Source organism: Nocardia sp. NPDC059180 (genome assembly GCF_042754945.1).
Lineage (GTDB): Bacteria > Actinomycetota > Actinomycetes > Mycobacteriales > Mycobacteriaceae > Nocardia.
Window position 1 is genome coordinate 248,548 of the sequence record NZ_JBHZBU010000004.1, and the last position, 18,828, is coordinate 267,375.

At 68.4% G+C, this 18,828-nt stretch carries 13 protein-coding genes, 1 tRNA gene and 1 pseudogene; 9 read left to right on the plus strand and 6 right to left on the minus strand.

Annotated features, from left to right (window positions below):
- Nucleotides 1–11: 11 nt before the first annotated feature.
- On the minus strand, nt 12–1,184 hold the full coding sequence (locus ACFXNW_RS15195; RefSeq protein ID WP_379418288.1) for an aminotransferase class V-fold PLP-dependent enzyme: 1,173 nt from the start codon (nt 1,182–1,184) through the stop codon (nt 12–14).
- A 187-nt stretch (nt 1,185–1,371) separates the two neighbouring features.
- Between ACFXNW_RS15195 and ACFXNW_RS15200 the strand changes: the two genes are divergently transcribed.
- From ACFXNW_RS15200 to egtD, 4 genes are all read left to right on the plus strand, one after another.
- On the plus strand, nt 1,372–2,850 hold the full coding sequence (locus ACFXNW_RS15200) for a glutamate-cysteine ligase family protein (RefSeq protein ID WP_379418289.1): 1,479 nt from the start codon (nt 1,372–1,374) through the stop codon (nt 2,848–2,850).
- 108 nt (nt 2,851–2,958) lie between these two features.
- The gene (egtB, locus tag ACFXNW_RS15205; RefSeq protein WP_379418651.1) at nt 2,959–4,257 is read left to right on the plus strand and encodes an ergothioneine biosynthesis protein EgtB; all 1,299 of its coding nucleotides are present in this window, start codon (nt 2,959–2,961) and stop codon (nt 4,255–4,257) included.
- 81 nt (nt 4,258–4,338) lie between these two features.
- Nucleotides 4,339–5,181: an ergothioneine biosynthesis protein EgtC gene (gene egtC / locus ACFXNW_RS15210; RefSeq protein WP_379418290.1), complete on the plus strand. Its 843-nt coding sequence runs from the start codon at nt 4,339–4,341 to the stop codon at nt 5,179–5,181.
- 46 nt (nt 5,182–5,227) lie between these two features.
- Nucleotides 5,228–6,199, plus strand: coding sequence for an L-histidine N(alpha)-methyltransferase (egtD, locus tag ACFXNW_RS15215; RefSeq protein ID WP_379418291.1), 972 nt, complete (start codon nt 5,228–5,230; stop codon nt 6,197–6,199).
- A gap of 109 nt (nt 6,200–6,308) precedes the next feature.
- Here the strand turns inward: egtD and ACFXNW_RS15220 are convergent, their stop codons facing one another.
- From ACFXNW_RS15220 to ACFXNW_RS15240, 5 genes are all read right to left on the minus strand, one after another.
- A complete protein-coding gene (locus ACFXNW_RS15220; RefSeq protein WP_379418292.1) occupies nt 6,309–7,067 on the minus strand; it encodes a hypothetical protein in 759 nt (252 codons plus the stop codon).
- A 63-nt stretch (nt 7,068–7,130) separates the two neighbouring features.
- Nucleotides 7,131–7,391: a hypothetical protein gene (locus tag ACFXNW_RS15225; RefSeq protein ID WP_379418293.1), complete on the minus strand. Its 261-nt coding sequence runs from the start codon at nt 7,389–7,391 to the stop codon at nt 7,131–7,133.
- 102 nt (nt 7,392–7,493) lie between these two features.
- Entirely contained in the window at nt 7,494–8,474 is a 981-nt protein-coding gene (locus ACFXNW_RS15230; RefSeq protein WP_379418294.1) for a ribose-phosphate diphosphokinase, read from the minus strand.
- A complete protein-coding gene (gene glmU, locus ACFXNW_RS15235) occupies nt 8,471–9,961 on the minus strand; it encodes a bifunctional UDP-N-acetylglucosamine diphosphorylase/glucosamine-1-phosphate N-acetyltransferase GlmU (RefSeq protein ID WP_379418295.1) in 1,491 nt (496 codons plus the stop codon). The genes ACFXNW_RS15230 and glmU overlap by 4 nt, the downstream gene beginning before the upstream one ends.
- 170 nt (nt 9,962–10,131) lie before the next feature.
- Nucleotides 10,132–10,202: transfer RNA gene (locus tag ACFXNW_RS15240), tRNA-Gln, on the minus strand.
- A gap of 271 nt (nt 10,203–10,473) precedes the next feature.
- Between ACFXNW_RS15240 and ACFXNW_RS15245 the strand changes: the two genes are divergently transcribed.
- From ACFXNW_RS15245 to ACFXNW_RS15265, 5 genes and pseudogenes are all read left to right on the plus strand, one after another.
- Nucleotides 10,474–11,088, plus strand: a complete 615-nt coding sequence (locus ACFXNW_RS15245; protein WP_085996260.1) for a TetR/AcrR family transcriptional regulator — start codon at nt 10,474–10,476, stop codon at nt 11,086–11,088.
- A gap of 182 nt (nt 11,089–11,270) precedes the next feature.
- A pseudogene (locus ACFXNW_RS15250) lies at nt 11,271–11,919 on the plus strand (TetR family transcriptional regulator).
- A gap of 186 nt (nt 11,920–12,105) precedes the next feature.
- Nucleotides 12,106–15,720, plus strand: a complete 3,615-nt coding sequence (mfd, locus tag ACFXNW_RS15255; RefSeq protein WP_379418296.1) for a transcription-repair coupling factor — start codon at nt 12,106–12,108, stop codon at nt 15,718–15,720.
- On the plus strand, nt 15,717–16,454 hold the full coding sequence (locus tag ACFXNW_RS15260) for a MazG family protein (protein WP_379418297.1): 738 nt from the start codon (nt 15,717–15,719) through the stop codon (nt 16,452–16,454). Before mfd ends, ACFXNW_RS15260 begins: the two co-directional genes overlap by 4 nt.
- 124 nt (nt 16,455–16,578) lie before the next feature.
- Nucleotides 16,579–18,777 carry an MMPL family transporter gene (locus ACFXNW_RS15265; RefSeq protein WP_379418298.1) on the plus strand — a complete coding sequence of 733 codons (2,199 nt, stop codon included), beginning with the start codon at nt 16,579–16,581 and terminating at the stop codon, nt 18,775–18,777.
- Nucleotides 18,778–18,828 lie beyond the last annotated feature (51 nt).

Below are 18,828 nucleotides of genomic sequence, written 5' to 3' on the forward strand. Positions count from 1 at the left end.
CGCGCCGCCCGTCAGAGTTCCGCGACCGCTGCGAGGAAACGATCCAGTTCGTCGAAGCCGACGAAGCAGTGCGGCGAGGCCCGCACCACCGCGTCGAGCGCGCGCCCGGTCATATCCAGCAGCGTGGAACTGCGATGGCTGACGGTAACGGTGATGTCCTGTGCGGCAAGCCGATCGCGCACCTGTATCGGGGCCACCGCGTCGAGGGTGAACGAGACGATGCCACTGTGGCGTAGGCCGAGATCGCGGACCGTGACGCCGGGGATCTCAGATAGGCCCTTGCGTAGGTATTCGGCCCGGGCGGCGATCGCGGCGTAGACCTCGTCGGGACCGAGTTCGAGCAGGTAGTCGACGGCGGCGCCGAGGCCGAGCCGGGCCGCGACATCGTGTTCCCAGAACTCGAACCGGCTCGCGTCGGGGGCCAGGCGGTACGCATCCGGGGCGATCCACTCCGCGCTGTGCAGATCCAGCCGCCCGGGCTCCATGGCCGCGGCCAATTCTGGACGCATGTACAGGAATCCGGTGCCGCGCGGGCCGCGCAGCCATTTGCGTCCGGTCGCCGACAGCGCGTCCACGCCGAGCTCGGCGACATCGAGCGGGATCTGGCCGGCGGACTGGCAGGCGTCCAGCAGCACCAGCGCACCCGCCTCATGCGCGATCCTGGTGGCCTCGGCTGCCGGGTTCACCAGGCCGCCATTGGTCGGCGCGTGCAGCAGCGACACCAGCTTCACCCGATCGTCGACGAGGTCGGCGAAGGCATCGAGGTCGAGCTGGCCGGTGGGGTCGCTCGGGATGTGCTCGACGGTGGCGCCCGTCGCGCGGGCGCGCTGCAATGCGGCGATGGCATTGCTGGCGTAGTCGGAGCCGGAGATGAGGATGCGATCACCCGGGCCGAGCGGCACCGAATAGAAGAAATCGGCCCAGGACCTGGTGGCGCTGTCACTGAGCGCGATGCTCGCCGGAGTGGCGTTGATGAGGGTGGCGATCGACTGCTTGACGGCTGCCAGATCGTCGAGCCGTTCATTGGCCGCGCGGTAGCCGCCGATCACGGCCTCGCGCCGCAGATGCGCGATCACCGCCTCGGTGACCACCCGCGGCGGCAGCGACGATCCCGCGCTGTCGAGGAAGACCAGACCGTTTCCGACACCGGAGGTGTCCTTGCGTATCCGCTGCTCATTCAGCATGCCGACGACGATATCCGCTCGAGCGTTCTGCTCGCTCGCCGAATACTTGTCGGTGTCCGTCGCTACCCTGGAATCCACCGACGACGACGCCGGCAGATGAACTCGCCATATCGCAGCACCGAATATCCCCACGATCCCAATCGCGAAAACAGATCCACCGCGCACTGGAACCACCTGGAGGTCGAGCATGGCGGTCACACTCGAGCGCAGGCAGGCGTGGCAGGTCGCCACGGATCGGGAACTGTCCTCCCGCGCGGCGGCCGAGGCCTACGTCGGCGGGGTCTGCTTCAAGCTGGGCCCGCCGGGATTGATCGGCGCCGAACTCGAATGGCTCACCACCCACGGTGAGTGTCCGGCGTCAGGCCCCACGGCCGCTCCGCGTCCGCCCCTCGACCTGCTCGCGGACGCCCTCGGACCCTACGCACCACGGTCCATCGCCCCCGATTCGCCCGCACTCGCGCTCCCGGGCGGCAGCCGGGTCACCATCGAACCCGGTGGTCAGATCGAACTCTCCAGCGCGCCCTACGCCACCGCCGCCCAGCTCGGCGAACAGCTCGCCGCCGATGCGCGCATGCTGCGTGGCCTCCTCGAATCCCAATGCCTCGGCATCGTTTCCGCGGCCGCCGACGCCGACCGCCGCGCCCGACGCGTCCTGCGATTACCCCGCTATCAGGCCATGGAGCGCTACCTCGCCGGTATCGGCCCGTTCGGCAAACTCATGATGTGCAATACCGCGGCGACGCAGGTCAGCGTCGACGCGGGCGCCGACCGCGCCGAGGTCGGCGCCCGCTGGACCGCGCTGTACACGGTCGGCCCCGCCCTGCTCGCCGCCTTCGCCTGCTCGCCGGAGCTACGCGGCGCCCCGGCAGGGGAGTGGGCGTCCCAGCGGATGCGGACCTGGCTACGGCTCGACCACTCCCGGACCCGGCCACCGGTCGAGGACTGGGCCGACCCCATCACCGGTTACGCCCGTTGGGCGCTGGATGCGCCGCTGCTGTGTGTGCGGTCTGCCGAGCCGGAGGCCGGATCGGCCAGGTCCGGTGGCTCGTCGTCCAGTGATGGCTCCTGGGGCGGCCGAAACGCCGCAGCCGCCGTTGCCTCGGCCAGTGGTGACCGGGCCGCCGGCGACGCCCCGCCGATCGGTGGCGGCTTCGCGAACGGCGATGGCTCGGGGAACGGCCGTGGCGGTGGGAACAGTGGCGCCGACTGCTCATGGGCCGCCCCGCCCGGCGCGACCTTCGCCGACTGGCTCTCCGGCGCCCTGGACGACGAGATCGGCCGCCGCCCCGACCGCAGCGACCTCGACTATCACCTCACCACGATGTTCCCGCCCGTCCGACCCTCCGGGCACCTCGAGGTCCGCTACCTCGACGCACAGCCGGGGGCGAGCTGGACGGTCCCGATCGATGTCATCGACGCCCTGATGTCGTCTCCGGCCGCCGTGGCCGAGGCGACGTCGATCGCGAGGTCCACCGCCGGCCGCTGGCTCGACGCCGCCCGCTGCGGTTTGGACGATCCGGCGATCCGCACTGCCGCTGTCGACCTGCTGGAGGCGGCCGCCGCCCATGCCGCCTCGCCCGCCGCGGCCGATGACATCGGCGAGGCGGCTCGCCGGTGCCGCAGCGCTCGCCCTCCCGGCAGGGTGCAAGCCGGAGGCGAGCTGTGAGAGGCCCAACCCCGACTGGCCCGACCTCCTCACATCGACCCCCGAACGACCCGGAGTTGCCTCGTGACCGTCCACTTGCCCGCTGACGACACCAACGCCACCGAACAACTGCGCGTGCGCATCGCCGAAACGCTGTCGCGGGCCCGCTCACGCAGCGCGGCGCTGACCGATTGTCTCGACGAGGCCGAACTCGTGGCGCAGCATTCGCGGCTGATGAGTCCGCTGGTGTGGGATCTGGCCCATATCGGCAATCAGGAAGAGCTGTGGCTGGTACGTGATGTGGGTGGACGGGAGCCGGTGCGCGCCGATATCGACGAGCTCTACGACGCGTTCAAACACGCACGGGTGAACCGTCCGGCGCTGCCGCTGCTCGACCCCGGCCAGGCCCGCGACTACGTCGGCACGGTCCGCGACAAGGTGTGGGATGTGCTGGACCGCAGCACCTTGCGTGGTGCGCCGCTGGTGGACGGTGGGTTCGCATTCGGCATGATCGCCCAGCACGAACAGCAGCACGACGAGACCATGCTGGCCACCCACCAGCTGCGCGCGGGGGCAGCGGTGCTGTCCGCACCGGCTGCGCCGACCGGCACCGCATCGGTGACCGGCGAGGTGATCATCCCGGCGGGCCGATTCATGATGGGCACCTCCACCGACCCGTGGGCGCTGGACAACGAGCGGCCCGCGCATCCGGTGCATGTGCCCGGGTTCGCCATCGATGCCGCGCCCGTCACCAACGAGCAATACCTGGCCTTCATCGCCGACGGCGGCTATGAGCGCCCGGAGTTGTGGTCCGAACGCGGCTGGGCCCATCGTGTCGAGGCCGGTCTGGTCGCGCCGCAGTTCTGGGAGCGGGATCCGGCCGGTCGATGGTGGCGGCGAGTCTTCGGCGTCATGACGCCGCTGCGCCCGCACCAGCCGGTGGTGCACGTGTCCTGGTTCGAGGCCGAGGCCTACGCGCGCTGGGCGGGCAAACGTCTGCCGACGGAGGCCGAATGGGAGAAGGCCGCGCGCCACGATCCGGCCGGCGAGCGGTCCCGCCGCTTTCCATGGGGCGACGCCGAACCCGATGCGGCCCATGCGAATCTCGGCCAGCGCCACCTCGAGCCGGCCGATGTCGGTGCCTACCCGACGGGCGCCACACCGACGGGCGTCCACCAGCTCATCGGCGATGTCTGGGAATGGACTGCTTCCGGTTTCGAGGCCTACCCGGGCTTCCGCGCCTTCCCCTACCGCGAGTACTCAGAGGTGTTCTTCGGCGGCGATTACCGCGTGCTGCGCGGCGGTTCGTTCGGCACCGATCCGGTCGCCTGCCGCGGCACCTTCCGCAACTGGGACCACCCGATCCGCAGGCAGATCTTCTCGGGCTTCCGCCTGGCCCGCGACCTCGAACCAGGGGAGGGCGAGTGATCGACCGAGTGGCTCGGGCATCTGCGCCACGCTGCCGCGCCAGGCGATATATCGACACTCGAACGACATCGTGGAGCGCCAATGTGTAGACATCTCGCCTATGTCGGCCCGCGCGTGCCCGTCGGCGATCTACTCACTCGCGGTGTGCATGCCCTGCGCACCCAGGCCTGGGCGCCACGGGACATGCGAGGTGGCGGCACGATCAACGCCGACGGATTCGGTGTCGCGTGGTGGCGCCCGCCCACCGACGGCAGCGGTCCGGCGCACGCGACCCGCTACCGCAATGCCGCGCCCATCTGGACCGATCCGGCCGTGGACGAGGTGCTGCCGCAGATCGAATCGCCTGCAGTTCTGGCCGCGGTGCGGTCGGCGACGGTCGGGATGCCGGTGGAGCGGGCAGCCTGCGCCCCGTTCATCGACGACGGCTGGGCGTTCAGCCACAACGGTGTCGTGCCGAACTGGCGCAAGGCGCTCACCGCGACCCTGGCCGATCTGGACAGCGCCGCGACCCGCGCGGGCGCGACCCGCATGTTCCAGACCGCCGACCTGCTCGACGCCGAGTCCGCGACCGATTCGGCCGCGCTCTGGGTGCTCCTGCGCGGCCTGCTCACGCCCGGCGCGCCGGAGGATCTGGTGGCGAACCCGGCGGACGCGTTGCGTTTGCTCGTCACGACCGTGGTCGCCCACGCGCCGACCGCCCGGCTCAATCTGCTGCTCGGCGACGGTACGAGAATCTGGGCCACGGCCTGGGAGCACGCGCTCTCGGCTCTGGTCACCGACGACTTCGCCGTGGTCGCGTCCGAGCCTTACGACACCGATCCGCGCTGGCGTCCGATTCCCGAGCACAGTCTCGTGCACGCCGAGCCGGGCAACCTGACGATCGAACCACTCGACCATCGCGACTCGGGCACACCGGCGCAGTAGTGAATGACGTGACACCGGCTCACCCCTCGACGACAAGGATTCCGCAATGACCGCACCGACGCTGGAAATCCATCTCACCGACGCCGATCTCACCGCGGCGCTGCGCGAGGATGCCAGGCGCGGGCTCACCGCCGACCCGAAGTGGCTGCCGCCCAAATGGTTCTACGACGCCCGCGGCAGCGAGCTGTTCGAGCAGATCACCCAGCTGCCCGAGTACTATCCGACGCGCACCGAACGCGCCCTCCTGGAGCGGGTGGTCGCCGAGATCGCTCGCGCGGCGCAGGCGGAGGTGCTGGTGGAACTCGGTGCGGGCTCGGCCGCCAAGACTCGGCTGCTGCTCTCGGCGCTGTCGACTGAGGCCCCGCTGAAAACCTACGTACCCCAGGATGTCTCGTCCGCGGCGCTGCGCGCGGCCGCCACCGAGGTCGCAGACGAGTTCCCTGGGCTCACTGTGCACGGTGTGGTCAGCGATTTCACCGACACTCTGCACAATCTGCCGCGTGGTGGCCGCCGGATGATCGCCTTTCTCGGCGGCACCATCGGCAATCTCGTCCCCGTCGAACGCGCCGAGTTCCTCACCGACATCCACGATGTCCTCGAACCCGGCGAACATCTGCTGATCGGCGCCGGTCTGGTGATCGACCCGGCGATCCTGGTCCCGGCCTACGATGACGCCGCCGGGGTGACCGCCGAATTCAACCGCAATGTGCTGCACGTCCTCAATGCCAGGCTCTCGGCCGACTTCCAGCCGGACAAGTTCCGCCATATCGCCCTCTGGGACGCCGAGAACGAATGGATCGAGATGCGGCTCGAAGCCACCGAGGACATGCGAGTGACGGTGGCCGATCTCGATCTCGTGGTCGAGTTCGCGTGCGGGGAGCAGATGCGTACCGAGATCTCGGCCAAGTTCCGGCTGGAGAGCCTCGACACCGAACTGTCGGCCGCCGGATTCACCCTCGACAAGGCATGGACCGACCCGGACACCCGGTTCACCCTGGTTTTGGCCACGCGCAATTGAGTACCGGCCCGCGAACCCGGAGCGGTAGGCCCGATGCAGGTTTCGGCCGCACGCAGCTGAGTACGAGACAGCGAGCGCAGGTGACAGGATCTGGGGTAGGTACCCCGGCTCAGTCCTGTTCCGGGACGATATCGGCGTTGAAGAACGCGAAGGTGAGGATCAACCCGATCGCCATCGCCACACCCGCGGCGATCGCCGCCCACTTACCGAGCGGTTCGCCCTTGTTGTGGCCGATGATGCCGAGGATGATCCCCGCCGGTCCGAACAGGATCGGGCAGAACAGCAAGCAGATGCCCGCGCAGACGAATCCGATAATGGAGAACACCTGTGTGCCGGAACGCTGCGGTTCGGCATTGTAGGGCTGGAAGGACTGCTGCGGATACGACGGGAAACCGCCGCCCTCGCCGCCGGGTCCCGCGGCGGGCGGGTAGGCGCCGCCCTCGGGGTAACCGGGTTCTCCGGTCGGTCCGCCACCCCACTGCTCGCCGGGCTGCCCCGACGGATACTGCTGACCATAGGGTTGCGCTCCACCGGTCCATGGCTGATCACCGGACGGCGGCTGCCCGGACGGCGGCTGCATTCCACCGGGCTGCGCACTCCACGCCTGCCCTGGGCCGCCCTCCAACGGCTGCTCGCGCCACGCTTGCTCGGGCACCTCACCACCGGGGCCCGCCGCACCGCCGGTGGGCTTCCGTAGTGTCGGCGGCTCCGTCCCGGCACCTTCACCCGGCGCCGAACCGGTCACCTCGCCCGCCTGGCTCGCCTGCTCGGGAGTCTCCGGCTCCCGCTCCGGTGGCGTGGCGCGGGGCTCTCCGTCCTGCGGCCGGTCCCCGCTGCCGGGTTCCTGCGGTTGCTGCGGCGTGCTCATAGCGTCTCCTCATTCGTCCGATCAAGGCGTTTCGGGTACGGCGGTGGAGCAGGTCAAGCGGGTTTACTGTTCGGGTTCGTCGACGATCTCCATGGCGGCCACCTCGGCGGGCCGGTCGTCATCGTCGGCGATCTCGGCGGCGCGACGCCGCGGGGTCCACTCCTGGTCGAGTTCCTCCTCGATGCCGAGGCGCCCGTCGTCGTCGCTCGCGCGATTGCGGATCCGCAGGTCCTCGGGCGGATCCTCGATGACGCTCTCGTAGGCGCGGATCTCGTCCGCCTGCTCGTCGTCCCCCATGTCCTCATCCAACGGGTCACGGTCCATGCCAGCCAGTATGCGCCGAACGGCCTGCCGAGCGCGGGAACCGGACCACAAAAAATGGCGGGCCCGGACCTAGTGGTCCGGGCCCGCCCAAGGGCTGTGAGCCTACGCGTTGCCGTTGAACAGACCCGTCACCGAGCCGTTCTCGAATACCTCGCGGATGGTGCGGGCCAGCAGCGGCGCGATGGACAGCACGGTCAGCTGCGGGAACTTCTTGTCCTCGGTGATCGGCAGGGTGTTGGTCACCACGACCTCCTTGGCGCCGCAGGCGGCCAGCCGCTCGGCAGCGGGCGCGCTCAGCACACCGTGGGTCGCGGCGATCACCACGTCGCCGGCGCCGGCTTCCTTCAGCACCTGAACCGCACCGGCGATGGTGCCGCCGGTGTCGATCATGTCGTCGATCAGGATGCAGGTGCGGCCCTCGACCTCACCGACCACGCGGTTGGACTTGACCTGGTTGGGCACCAGCGGGTCGCGGGTCTTGTGGATGAACGCCAGCGGCGAGCCGCCGAGCGAATCGGCCCACTTCTCGGCGACGCGCACGCGGCCGGAATCGGGGGAGACGACGGTGATGTGCTCGAGGCTGTAGTTCGACCGGACGTACTCGGCCAGCTGCAGCTGGGCGTGCATGTGGTCGACGGGGCCGTCGAAGAAACCCTGGATCTGGTCGGTGTGCAGGTCGACGGTGATGATGCGGTCCGCGCCCGCGGTCTTGAGCAGGTCGGCGACCAGGCGAGCCGAGATGGGCTCACGGCCGCGGTGCTTCTTGTCCTGGCGCGCGTACGGGTAGAACGGCAGGATCGCGGTGATCCGCTTGGCCGAGCCACGCTTGAGGGCGTCGATCATGATGAGCTGTTCCATCAGCCACTCGTTCAGCGGCGCGGGGAAGCTCTGCAGGACGAAGGCGTCGGAACCACGGACCGACTCCTCGAAGCGAACGAAGATCTCGCCATTGGCGAAATCGCGCGCAGTCTGGGGCGTGACGTGGACATCGAGTTCCTTGGCGACCTGTTCGGCCAGCTCAGGATGCGAACGCCCGGCGAAGAGCATCAGGTTCTTCTGATTGTCGATCCATGACGCGGTCACTGCTGTTTGCCATCCTTTAGCTCGATTGCCTGACTCGACATCTCGTTTTCCGCGATGGCTTCCGCCGCCGCGCGCGCCGCAGCGGTTCCGGGACGATACCGCTGCACCCAGTTCTCAATATTGCGCTGTGGTCCACCCGACACGGCGAGCGCCCCCGGCGGAACGTTTCTGCGCAGTACAGTACCCGCCGCCGAATAGGCGCCATCACCCACGGTGATGGGTGCGACGAACATCGTGTCGCTGCCCGTGCGCACATGCGAACCCACCGTCGTGTGGTGTTTGTTCACCCCGTCGTAGTTCACGAAAACGCTGGACGCGCCGATGTTGCTGTGCTCGCCGATGGTCGCGTCACCGACGTAGGTCAGATGCGGCACCTTGGAGTGCGCACCGATGTTCGCGTTCTTGGTCTCGACGAAGGCGCCGAGCTTGCCCGAGTCGCCGACCACGGTGCCGGGACGCAGGTAACTGAACGGTCCGATCGTCGCGGCAGGTCCGATCACCGCACCGTCGCCGTGGGTGCGGATGACCTTGGCGCCGTCGCCGACGGTCACATCGGTGAGCGTGGAGTCCGGTCCGATCTCGGCGTCCTCGCCGACGATGGTGTTGCCGAGCAGCTGGACACCGGGCCGCAGCACGACATCGCGCCCGATCCGCACTCCGGCATCCACCCAGGTGGTGGCCGGGTCGACGACGGTCACCCCGGCGCGCATATGCCGCTCCAGGATGTAGCCGTTGAGCGTGCGCGCGGCCGCGGCCAGCTGCACCCGGTCGTTGACCCCGGTGACCTTGGCCGAGTCGACCAGGCGCGCGCCCTGCACGGGATGGCCCGCTTCGTGGGCCAGGCGCAGCACATCGGTCAGGTAGAGCTCGTGCTGGGCATTGGCCGTGGACAGCCTGCCGAGCATGGTGCGAAGCACCGTGACGTCGAAGGCGTACACACCGGAGTTGACCTCGTTGATCTGGGCCTGCTCCGGGGTGGCGTCGGCGTGCTCGACGATCTCGACGACCTGGCCGTCGGCCTCGCGCACGATCCGGCCGTAGCCGTTGGGATCCTCGGGGACGAAGGTCAGTACCGTCACCGCGGGGCGGTCGGCGTAGCTGCGGTGCTCGTCGAGCAGGGCGGCGAGCGTATGCCCGTCCAGCAGCGGTACGTCGGCGGAGGTGACGAGCACGTCACCGGTGAAGTCGGCCGGTAGTGCGGTCAGCCCGCACTGCACGGCATGGCCGGTGCCGAGCTGCTGCTCCTGCACGGCCGGAATGATCTCGCGGGCCTGTTCGGTGGCCACCGCCGCGACTGCGGCGCCGACCTGTTCCCGGTCGTGCCCGACCACCGTGATCAGATACGCGGGGTCGATCTCGTTCGCCGCATGCAGCGCGTGCGCGAGCATGCTGCGGCCGGCCAGCGAATGCAACACTTTGGGGGTCTTCGACCGCATTCGTGTCCCGGCACCGGCTGCGAGAACGACGACGGCGGTCTGCTGTGGCATGAATCTCCCTCGGCTGCCTGTCATCGTGCTGGTCCAACGCGTGCGGGCCCACGCTGCTCACACTGCCCGTGAGCCGGCACCGTGTCCGTAGCAGGCCACCGTGCCATCGGCCGGTGACCGCACCTGTGCGCTGGACACCGTACCCGCGAGCTGTTGCGCGTGCTCGCGTGCTCCGCCGCCAGGACTCGAACCTGAACTATCTGAACCAAAATCAGAGGTGCTGCCATTACACTACGGCGGATTGTCGCATCGACGGGCTGCAAACGCGCCCGCCAGTGCGCTTCGGCACGGCAACGATACTCGCATGCCGACCTCGGATCCGTCGAACCGTGGGCGCGATTCGCGCGCCCGACTGTGCCCACGCCCGAGCTGTCTGGAACAGTTGGCCCCAGTCCGTTACGCCGGCGTAGGTAGGGAGGCCAATGCACGAGACACCCACGACCGGCGAGAATCCGCGGGCAGCCGGTCACGCCGACAAATCGCGTCGCACCACGTCCCCGGCGCGGCCTCGGATGACAGGTACCCAGCGGCGTCAGCAGCTGATCGAAATCGGTCGCGCGTTATTCGCCGAACGCGGCTATGACGCGACCTCCATCGAGGAGATCGCCCAGCGCGCCCAGGTGTCCAAGCCGGTGGTCTACGAACATTTCGGCGGTAAAGAGGGGCTTTACGCCGTCGTCGTCGACCGTGAGATGTCGATGTTGCTGGACATGATCACCTCCTCGCTGACCCAGAATCGCTCCAGGGTCCGGCTCGAGCAGGTGGCGCTGGCGCTGCTCACCTATATCGAACAACGCACCGACGGGTTCCGGATCCTGGTCCGCGATCAGCTGCCGCAGACCGGCGACGGCCGCTATTCGAGCCTGCTCAACGAGGCCGTCAACCAGGTCGCGCATATCCTCGCCGGCGATTTCGAACGCCGTGATCTCGACACCAGCCTGGCCACCCTCTACGCGCAGGCACTCGTCGGCATGGTGTCGACCGCGGCGACCTGGTGGCTGGATGAGCGGACCCCCTCCAAGGAGGTGGTCGCGGCGCATCTGGTCAACCTGTGCTGGAACGGTCTCAGGCACCTCGAGGCCGATCCGCAGCTCAGTTCCGAGTGGCCGGCCGGGACCGAGAACTGACCGGGAGAGTTAACCGGTGAATTGCGAACGAGCTTGCACCACATGCTCGAATCGGTTGGCGGGCGGCGCGCTGGTGGTACGGTTCACCCATCCTTTGGGTGCTGTTCGGGCGGTATGTCGGTCAAATTCGGGATGTCGGTCTACTTCAGGATGGCTGGTTTTTGGGATGACAGGCGGATCTGATGGCTAGGCAAGCGCGCGCGGAGATCACCCGCGACTCCGTCCTCGCGGGCGCGGCCGATGTCTTTCTGCGCTTGGGTTATGCGAACGCGAGCCTGAGCGAGATCATCGCGCAGTCCAACGTGACCAAGGGCGCCTTGTACTTTCACTTCGGTTCGAAGGAAGAACTGGCACGCGCCGTCGTCGACCAGGGCAACGAGCGTCTGGTCAGCTCCTGCCAGGGTTTCTTCGATCCCCGGGTGCCCGCCCTCGAGGCGTGCATCGGCATCACCTACGTGGTGGCCGATCTATCGATGAACGATCCGATGGTCGGCGCGATGCTCAAGCTGACCCATCAGATCGGCGACTATCGCGGCGCCGCGGGCGACAACATCGCCAAGTCCTGGGGCGAGACCTACCGGCTGCTGGCCGAGCGCGCCATCGCGCAGGGCGACCTGGTCGCCGACCTCGATCCGGAAACCATCGGCCTGCTGCTGCAGGGCGTCACCACCGGCGTGCATATTGTCGCGGTCGGGACCGAATCCATCGACCAGATGGCCACCAGGATGGAACGCGCCTGGTACTTCCTGCTGCCCTCGATCGTCCCCCCCGGACAAACTCTCCTACTTCCGCGAGTTCGCGGCCCGCAGGCTCCGCCGCTACGTGCCGTAATTTTTTGCGGTGCCTGCGGCGCCGCGAACTCTATGCTCGGTCTCGCTTCGCTCGAAAATTGGGGTCGACGGGCCGTTGTGTCGGGTTGCGTCCCGAGCCACAAGGGGGCCGCCAACACGCCGCGACGAAGGAGCGGCAAAATGACACAGGCCGGTCGATTCGCCCGTTCGCTTGTAGGAGTTGAGCATGTCTGCCCCACGTCCACCTCTGGCGGGCCTGGCCGCCGCGGCCGGCGCCGATATCGCGCTGCGGACCGTATCCGACCTGGTCGGCACGTCGCGGGTGGAGCTGGTCGCGCCTGCCGCGGTGCGTGCGTTCGTGGCGGGGACGGTGGCCGCGAGCAACCCTGTGGTGGTGGTGACGGCCACCGGGCGCGAGGCCGATGATCTGACCGTCGAGTTGACCGAGATCCTGGGTGAGGCCGTCGCGCAGTTCCCGTCCTGGGAGACGCTGCCGCATGAGCGGCTCTCACCCGGCGCCGACACCGTCGGCCGCAGGCTCGCCGTGCTGCGCAGGCTGGCGCACCCGGAAGATCCGGTGTTCCCGGAACCGCTGCGCGTCGTGGTGACCACCGTGCGGTCGCTGATGCAGCCGATGGCGTCGGGGCTCGGTGAGATCGCACCGATCGTGCTGCGGGTCGGCACCGAGACCGACTTCGACGAATTGCTCACCCGCCTGGTCGAATTCGCTTACACCCGGGTCGACATGGTCGGCAAACGCGGTGAGTTCGCGGTGCGCGGCGGCATCCTCGACGTCTTCCCGCCGACCGCCGATCATCCGGTCCGCGTGGAGATGTGGGGCGACGAGGTCAGCGAACTGCGCCCGTTCTCCGTCGCTGATCAGCGCTCACTGGCCGAACTCAGCGTCGATGTCGTGGTCGCGCCGCCCTGCCGGGAACTGCTGCTGACCGAGGCCGTCCGGGATCGCGCCGGTGAGGTGGCAGCCACCAATTCCGCCGACGCGGCGCTGGTGGAGATGCTGGAGAAGCTGTCGCAGGGCATCCCGGTCGACGGCATGGAAGCGCTGCTGCCGGTGCTGCAACCGGGCCGGCTGAGCCTGCTCACCGAGGAACTGCCCGAGGGCACCCATCTGCTGCTGTGCGATCCGGAGAAGATCCGCACCCGCGCCGCCGACCTGATGCGCACCGGCGCCGAATTCCTCGAGGCGTCCTGGACCGCGGCTTCGTTCGGCGGCGACGCACCGCTCGGCGGCCATGGTCTCGACCTGGCCGCCTCCGCCTACCGTTCGCTGCCCGACATCCACGACAGCGCCACCGAACAGGATCTGCCGTGGTGGACGCTGAGCCCGCTGACCTCGGGTGATCCGGCCGAGGTTGTGCTTCCGGTACTGGCCGGCCCTGCCGCGCGGGGTTCGGAAGAGCTGGTCGCGACGATCTTCGCCTCGCTGCGCGCGCATGTCACCACCGGTGGCCGGGCGGTCGTGGTGGTGGCCGGTCACGGAACCGCGCAGCGCGTGCTGGAACGCCTCGCCGACGCCGACGTGCCCGCCGCCGCGCTGGATACGGGCGCCGAGCCCGAGGTGGGCGTGGTCGGTGTGCTGTGCGGTTCGCTGCACGACGGGATCATCTTCGACGATGCCGGCCTGGTCGTCGTCGCCGAATCCGATCTCACCGGCAACCGGGTCACCGCACCCACCGAGGGCAAGCGGCTGCCTGCCAAACGCCGCAACCAGGTCGATCCGCTGGCGCTCAACGCGGGCGACATGGTGGTGCACGATCAGCACGGCATCGGCCGGTTCGTCGAGATGATCGAACGCACCGTCGGCGGTGCCCGTCGGGAATACCTCGTCATCGAGTACGCACCCGGTAAGCGCGGCCAGCCCGGCGATCGGCTGTTCGTGCCGATGGAATCGCTGGACCAGCTCTCGCGCTATGTCGGCGGCGAGATGCCGAGCCTGTCCAAGCTTGGCGGCTCGGACTGGGCCAACACCAAGCGCAAGGCCCGCAAGGCGGTGCGTGAGATCGCCGGTGAGCTGGTGCAGCTCTATGCTGCGCGGCAGGCGGCGCCCGGTCACGCCTTCGGCCCGGACACCCCGTGGCAGCAGGAGATGGAAGACGCGTTCGCGTTCACCGAGACCGTCGACCAGATGACCGCCATCACCGATGTGAAATCGGATATGGAGAAGGCGGTTCCGATGGACCGGGTGGTCTGCGGTGACGTCGGCTACGGCAAGACCGAAATCGCGGTGCGAGCGGCGTTCAAGGCGGTGCAGGACGGTAAGCAGGTCGTCGTGCTGGTGCCGACGACGCTGCTGGCTCAGCAGCATCTACAGACGTTCACCGAACGCGTCGCGGGCTTCCCGGTCACGGTCAAGGGCTTGTCGCGGTTCACCGACCCCGCCGAATCGCGCGAGGTGCTCGAGGGCATGGCCGCTGGTGAGGTCGATATCGTCGTCGGCACCCACCGGCTGTTGCAGACCGGCGTGCGCTGGAAGGACCTCGGCCTGGTCGTCGTCGACGAGGAACAGCGTTTCGGTGTGGAGCACAAAGAACACATCAAGGCGCTGCGCACCCACGTCGACGTCCTCACCATGTCCGCGACCCCGATCCCGCGCACCTTGGAGATGAGCCTGGCGGGCATCAGGGAGATGTCGACCATCCTCACCCCGCCGGAGGAACGTCATCCGGTGCTGACTTACGTCGGCGGGTACAGCGATAAGCAGGTCACCGCCGCCATCCGGCGCGAGTTGCTGCGCGACGGCCAGGTCTTCTACGTGCACAACCGGGTGTCCTCGATCGACAAGGCCGCCAAGCGGATTCGCGATATGGTTCCGGAGGCGCGGGTGGTGGTCGCGCACGGACAGATGAACGAGGACACCCTCGAAAGCACCGTGCAGGGTTTCTGGCAGCGCGAGTTCGACGTGCTGGTGTGTACCACCATCATCGAAACCGGCCTCGACATCTCCAACGCCAACACCCTCCTCGTGGAACGCGCCGACACCCTCGGCCTGTCTCAGCTGCATCAGCTGCGCGGCCGGGTCGGTCGCAGCCGCGAACGCGGTTACGCCTACTTCCTGTACCCGCCGGAGAAGCCGCTCACCGAAACCGCCTACGACCGGCTGGCCACCATCGCGCAGAACTCCGATCTCGGTGCCGGTATGGCCGTGGCGATGAAGGACTTGGAGATCCGCGGCGCGGGCAATGTGCTCGGTGCCGAGCAGTCCGGGCATGTCGCCGGCGTCGGTTTCGATCTCTATGTCCGGCTGGTCGGCGAGGCCGTCGAGGCTTATCGCGCCGCCGCCGACGGTAAACCGATCACCACCGAGGAAACCAAGGAGGTGCGCATCGACCTGCCGGTGGACGCGCACATTCCGCCCGACTACATCACCAGCGATCGGCTGCGGCTCGAGGCGTACCGCAAACTGGCTGCCGCACAGGATGATCCGGCGCTGGCCGCTGTGGTGGAGGAACTCGTCGACCGGTACGGCCCGCTACCGGTGGAGGTCGGCAGGCTGGTGTCGGTGGCCAAGCTGCGACTGCTGGCCCGCGAATACGACGTCACCGAGATCGCGGTCACCGGCACCACGGTGAAGATCTCGGCGCTGAACCTGCCCGATTCCAAGCAGCTGCGGCTCAAGCGGATCTACCCCAGCGCCACCTACAAGGCCGCCAGCGGCGTGGTCGGCGTGCCGCTGCCGCGCGTCCAGGACAGCGTGGGCGCGGACCGGTTGCGTGACGTGCCGCTCCTGCAATACCTCGCCGACCTGCTGCTGGCGTTGGATGGCAAGGCGCAGGGCGCGGTCGACCTCACCGTCGCCACCGAGGTCTCGGCGGCCCGATGAACCCGACACCCGATGCGCGGTCCGTGCCCGACGCGCTGCGACTGGAGTCCGATACCGCGACACTCGCGGCCGGGCTGGCCGACGCGGTCGAGGTCATGGATCGGCTGTGGCATTTCGGCGGCTGGGAATCCACCCAGACCCATGATTCGCTGCGCCCCTACCTGCTCGAGGAGACCTACGAGCTGCTCGACGCCATCCAGCACGAGGACGCCGAGACCATCAAGGAAGAACTCGGCGATCTGCTGCTGCAGGTGCTGTTCCACTCCCGCATCGCCCAAGCTGCGGGGGAGTTCACCGTCGACGATGTGGCCGCCGCGCTGGTCGCGAAGCTGATCAACCGCAGCCCCCATCTGGGCGCCTCCGAACTGCCGCCCGATGCCGGGGTCGAGGAGAAGATCGCCGCGCAGGAAAAGGCGTGGGAGGAACGCAAGACCGCGGAGAAGGCTCGCCGGTCCTGCCTCGACGGCATCGCCATGGCCCAGCCCGCACTGGCATTGGCGGAGAAGGTCAGGGACCGCAGTAACCGGGCGGGACTGCCGGAAGATCTGATTCCGCCTGCCCTGCGCATGGTCCGCCTCGGTGGTCGCGACAGTGCCGAGGAACGGTTACGCAAGGCCACGCTCGCCTTCGCCGACGCCATCCGCACTGCCGAAGACGCCGCCGAAGCCGACCGCGGCACCCGCGCTCCACTCGACGCCGCCGCCTGGCGCCGGTACTGGCCGACCGCGCGCTGACCGGCCCGGTGCCCATCCCGGCACTGTGACCTGCACCGCAGCCGAGCCGCAACCCATCACATCAGCGTCGCCTATCTCGTCCGAGTCGTGTATCCACCCGCAATGACGCGACTAGGAGGCAGTGATGCCGGCGGGACTGATCGATCTCATCATGCGGCGCAGACGCGCCGTGCTGATTCTCTTCGCGGTACTGCTCATGTTGGCCGGAGCAGGCAGTTCGACCTTGTTCGACAAACTGAAGGGCGGCGGATTCAACGATCCGGGTGCCGAATCCGGGGTGGCGGCCGAGGTGCTGCGCGACCAGTTCGGGCAGGGCCAGCCGAACCTGGTGCTGCTGGTCGATGCGCCGGGTTCGGTCGACGACGCGGGGGTGGTCGCGGCGGCAACGGCGCTGGTGCAGCGGCTGTCCGGGGAGGACGACGTCACGGGCGTGACCTCCTACTGGACCTCCGGGCAACCGCCCGCTCTGCGCAGCGCCGACGGCTCCAAAGGGCTGGCGGTGGCCACGATCCTGGGCGATGACGACGCGGTCGAGGACCAGATCACCGACCTGGAGCCGCGCTACTCCGGCATCCGTGACGGTCTGGATGTGCAGGTCGGCGGCTACGCCATGTTGCAGCACGAGATGGTGGAGCAGTCCGAGAAGGACGCGGTCACGGGTGAATCCATCGCCTTCCCCATCACTCTGATCGCACTGGTGCTGGTGTTCGGCAGTGTGATGGCCGCGCTGCTGCCGCTGGCGGTCGCGATGGTGACGGTGCTGCTCACCATGGGCGCCATGTGGTTGCTGGCCGGGGTCACGGATCTGAACGCACTGGCCATCAATGTCGTGACCCTGCTCGGACTGGGTCTGGCGATCGACTACAGCCTGCTGATCGTCAGCCGGTATCGCGAGGAACTCGAGGCGGGAGTCGAACCGGGGCAGGCGCTGCGCAACACGATGAACTCCGCGGGACGCACCGTCGCGTTCTCCGCGGTCACCGTGGCCGTCGCACTGTCGGGACTGGTGTTCTTCCCGCTGCTCGCCGTGCGCTCGGTCGGCTACGCGGGTATCGCGGTGGCGCTGATCGCCGCGCTGAGTTCGCTCACCGTGCTGCCCGCGCTGCTGGCGATACTGGGCACCCGCGTCGATAAATGGCGAATCCGTCGCCGCAAGAACGAATCCCGGGAACTGCACGAAGGCCGCTGGCATCGGCTGGCCATGTTCGTGATGCGCAGGCCGGGCACAGTGGCGATCACGGTGACGGTGCTGCTGCTGTTCCTCGGCGCACCGTTCCTCGGGCTGAAGCTCGGCTACCCGGATGAGAGGTCGATGCCGGAGGCGTCCTCATCACGGCAGGTGGCCGAAACGGTGCGCGCGGATTTCGACACCAGTGAGCAGAGCTCGTTGAGTGTGGTACTGCCGCAGGGTGGTTCGGGGGTGCCGGAGTACGCGCAGCGGTTGTCGGCGCTGCCCGATGTGCAGCGGGTCGACACCGTCAGCGGCAGTTACGCCGACGGTGCACAGGTCGCGCCCGCGACCGAGCTCAACGCCCGGTTCGCCGGCGGTGACGGAGTGTATCTGTCGGTGGTGCCCTCCACCGATGACGCGACGGTGCTCGAGGATCTCGTCGGCGCCATCCGCAACGCCGACGCGCCATCGGAGGTGCTGGTCGGCGGTGTGGCGGCGGTGAGTGTCGACGCCACCGACGCGCTGCTCGACCGGCTGCCGATCGCGCTGGGCGTGGTGCTGGCGATGATGCTGATCCTGCTGTTCCTGCTGACCGGCAGCGTCTTCCTGCCGGTGGTCGCGGTGCTGTTGAGCTGCCTGAGCCTCACGGCGACCTTCGGCGCGCTGGTCTGGATCTTCCAGGATGGACATCTGTCGGATCTGCTCGGCTTCACCGTCACCGGGACGCTGGCCTCGACCGTGCCGATCATGCTGTTCGGCGTCGCGTTCGGTCTGGCCATGGATTACCAGGTGTTCCTGCTCTCTCGCATCCGCGAGGAGTACGAGCGCACCGGTGACAGCACCGCCGCGGTCGCGGTCGGGTTGGAGCGGATCGGCCGGATCGTCACCGCTGCCGCCGTTCTCATCTCGGTGGTGTTCCTCGGGTTCCTGGTTTCCGACATCACCTTCATGAAGGCGTTCGGTATCGGTCTGCCGCTGGCCGTCCTGGCCGATGCGACCTTGATCCGTGGGTTCCTGCTTCCCGCCACCATGAAACTCGGCGGCCGCTGGACCTGGTGGGCGCCGGGACCGCTGCGGAAGCTGCACGACCGCTTCGGTATTCGGGAAAGCGCGGACACCGGCGAACCGGACCGGGATCTGGTCGGCGCGTAAAGCAACGGCGGGTGCGTGAAATCCTCACGCACCCGCCGTCTTACGTGGTGC

Excerpts from the sequence above, each read along its gene's own strand:
- ACFXNW_RS15260 (WP_379418297.1), top strand. The coding sequence starts at position 15,717 with ATGAACCCGACACCCGATGCGCGGTCCGTGCCCGACGCGCTGCGACTG.
- glmU (WP_379418295.1), bottom strand. The coding sequence starts at position 9,961 with ATGCCACAGCAGACCGCCGTCGTCGTTCTCGCAGCCGGTGCCGGGACA.
- mfd (WP_379418296.1), top strand. The coding sequence starts at position 12,106 with ATGTCTGCCCCACGTCCACCTCTGGCGGGCCTGGCCGCCGCGGCCGGC.
- ACFXNW_RS15220 (WP_379418292.1), bottom strand. The coding sequence starts at position 7,067 with ATGAGCACGCCGCAGCAACCGCAGGAACCCGGCAGCGGGGACCGGCCG.
- egtD (WP_379418291.1), top strand. The coding sequence starts at position 5,228 with ATGACCGCACCGACGCTGGAAATCCATCTCACCGACGCCGATCTCACC.
- ACFXNW_RS15245 (WP_085996260.1), top strand. The coding sequence starts at position 10,474 with ATGACAGGTACCCAGCGGCGTCAGCAGCTGATCGAAATCGGTCGCGCG.
- ACFXNW_RS15225 (WP_379418293.1), bottom strand. The coding sequence starts at position 7,391 with ATGGACCGTGACCCGTTGGATGAGGACATGGGGGACGACGAGCAGGCG.
- ACFXNW_RS15195 (WP_379418288.1), bottom strand. The coding sequence starts at position 1,184 with ATGCTGAATGAGCAGCGGATACGCAAGGACACCTCCGGTGTCGGAAAC.
- ACFXNW_RS15200 (WP_379418289.1), top strand. The coding sequence starts at position 1,372 with ATGGCGGTCACACTCGAGCGCAGGCAGGCGTGGCAGGTCGCCACGGAT.
- egtC (WP_379418290.1), top strand. The coding sequence starts at position 4,339 with ATGTGTAGACATCTCGCCTATGTCGGCCCGCGCGTGCCCGTCGGCGAT.
- ACFXNW_RS15265 (WP_379418298.1), top strand. The coding sequence starts at position 16,579 with ATGCCGGCGGGACTGATCGATCTCATCATGCGGCGCAGACGCGCCGTG.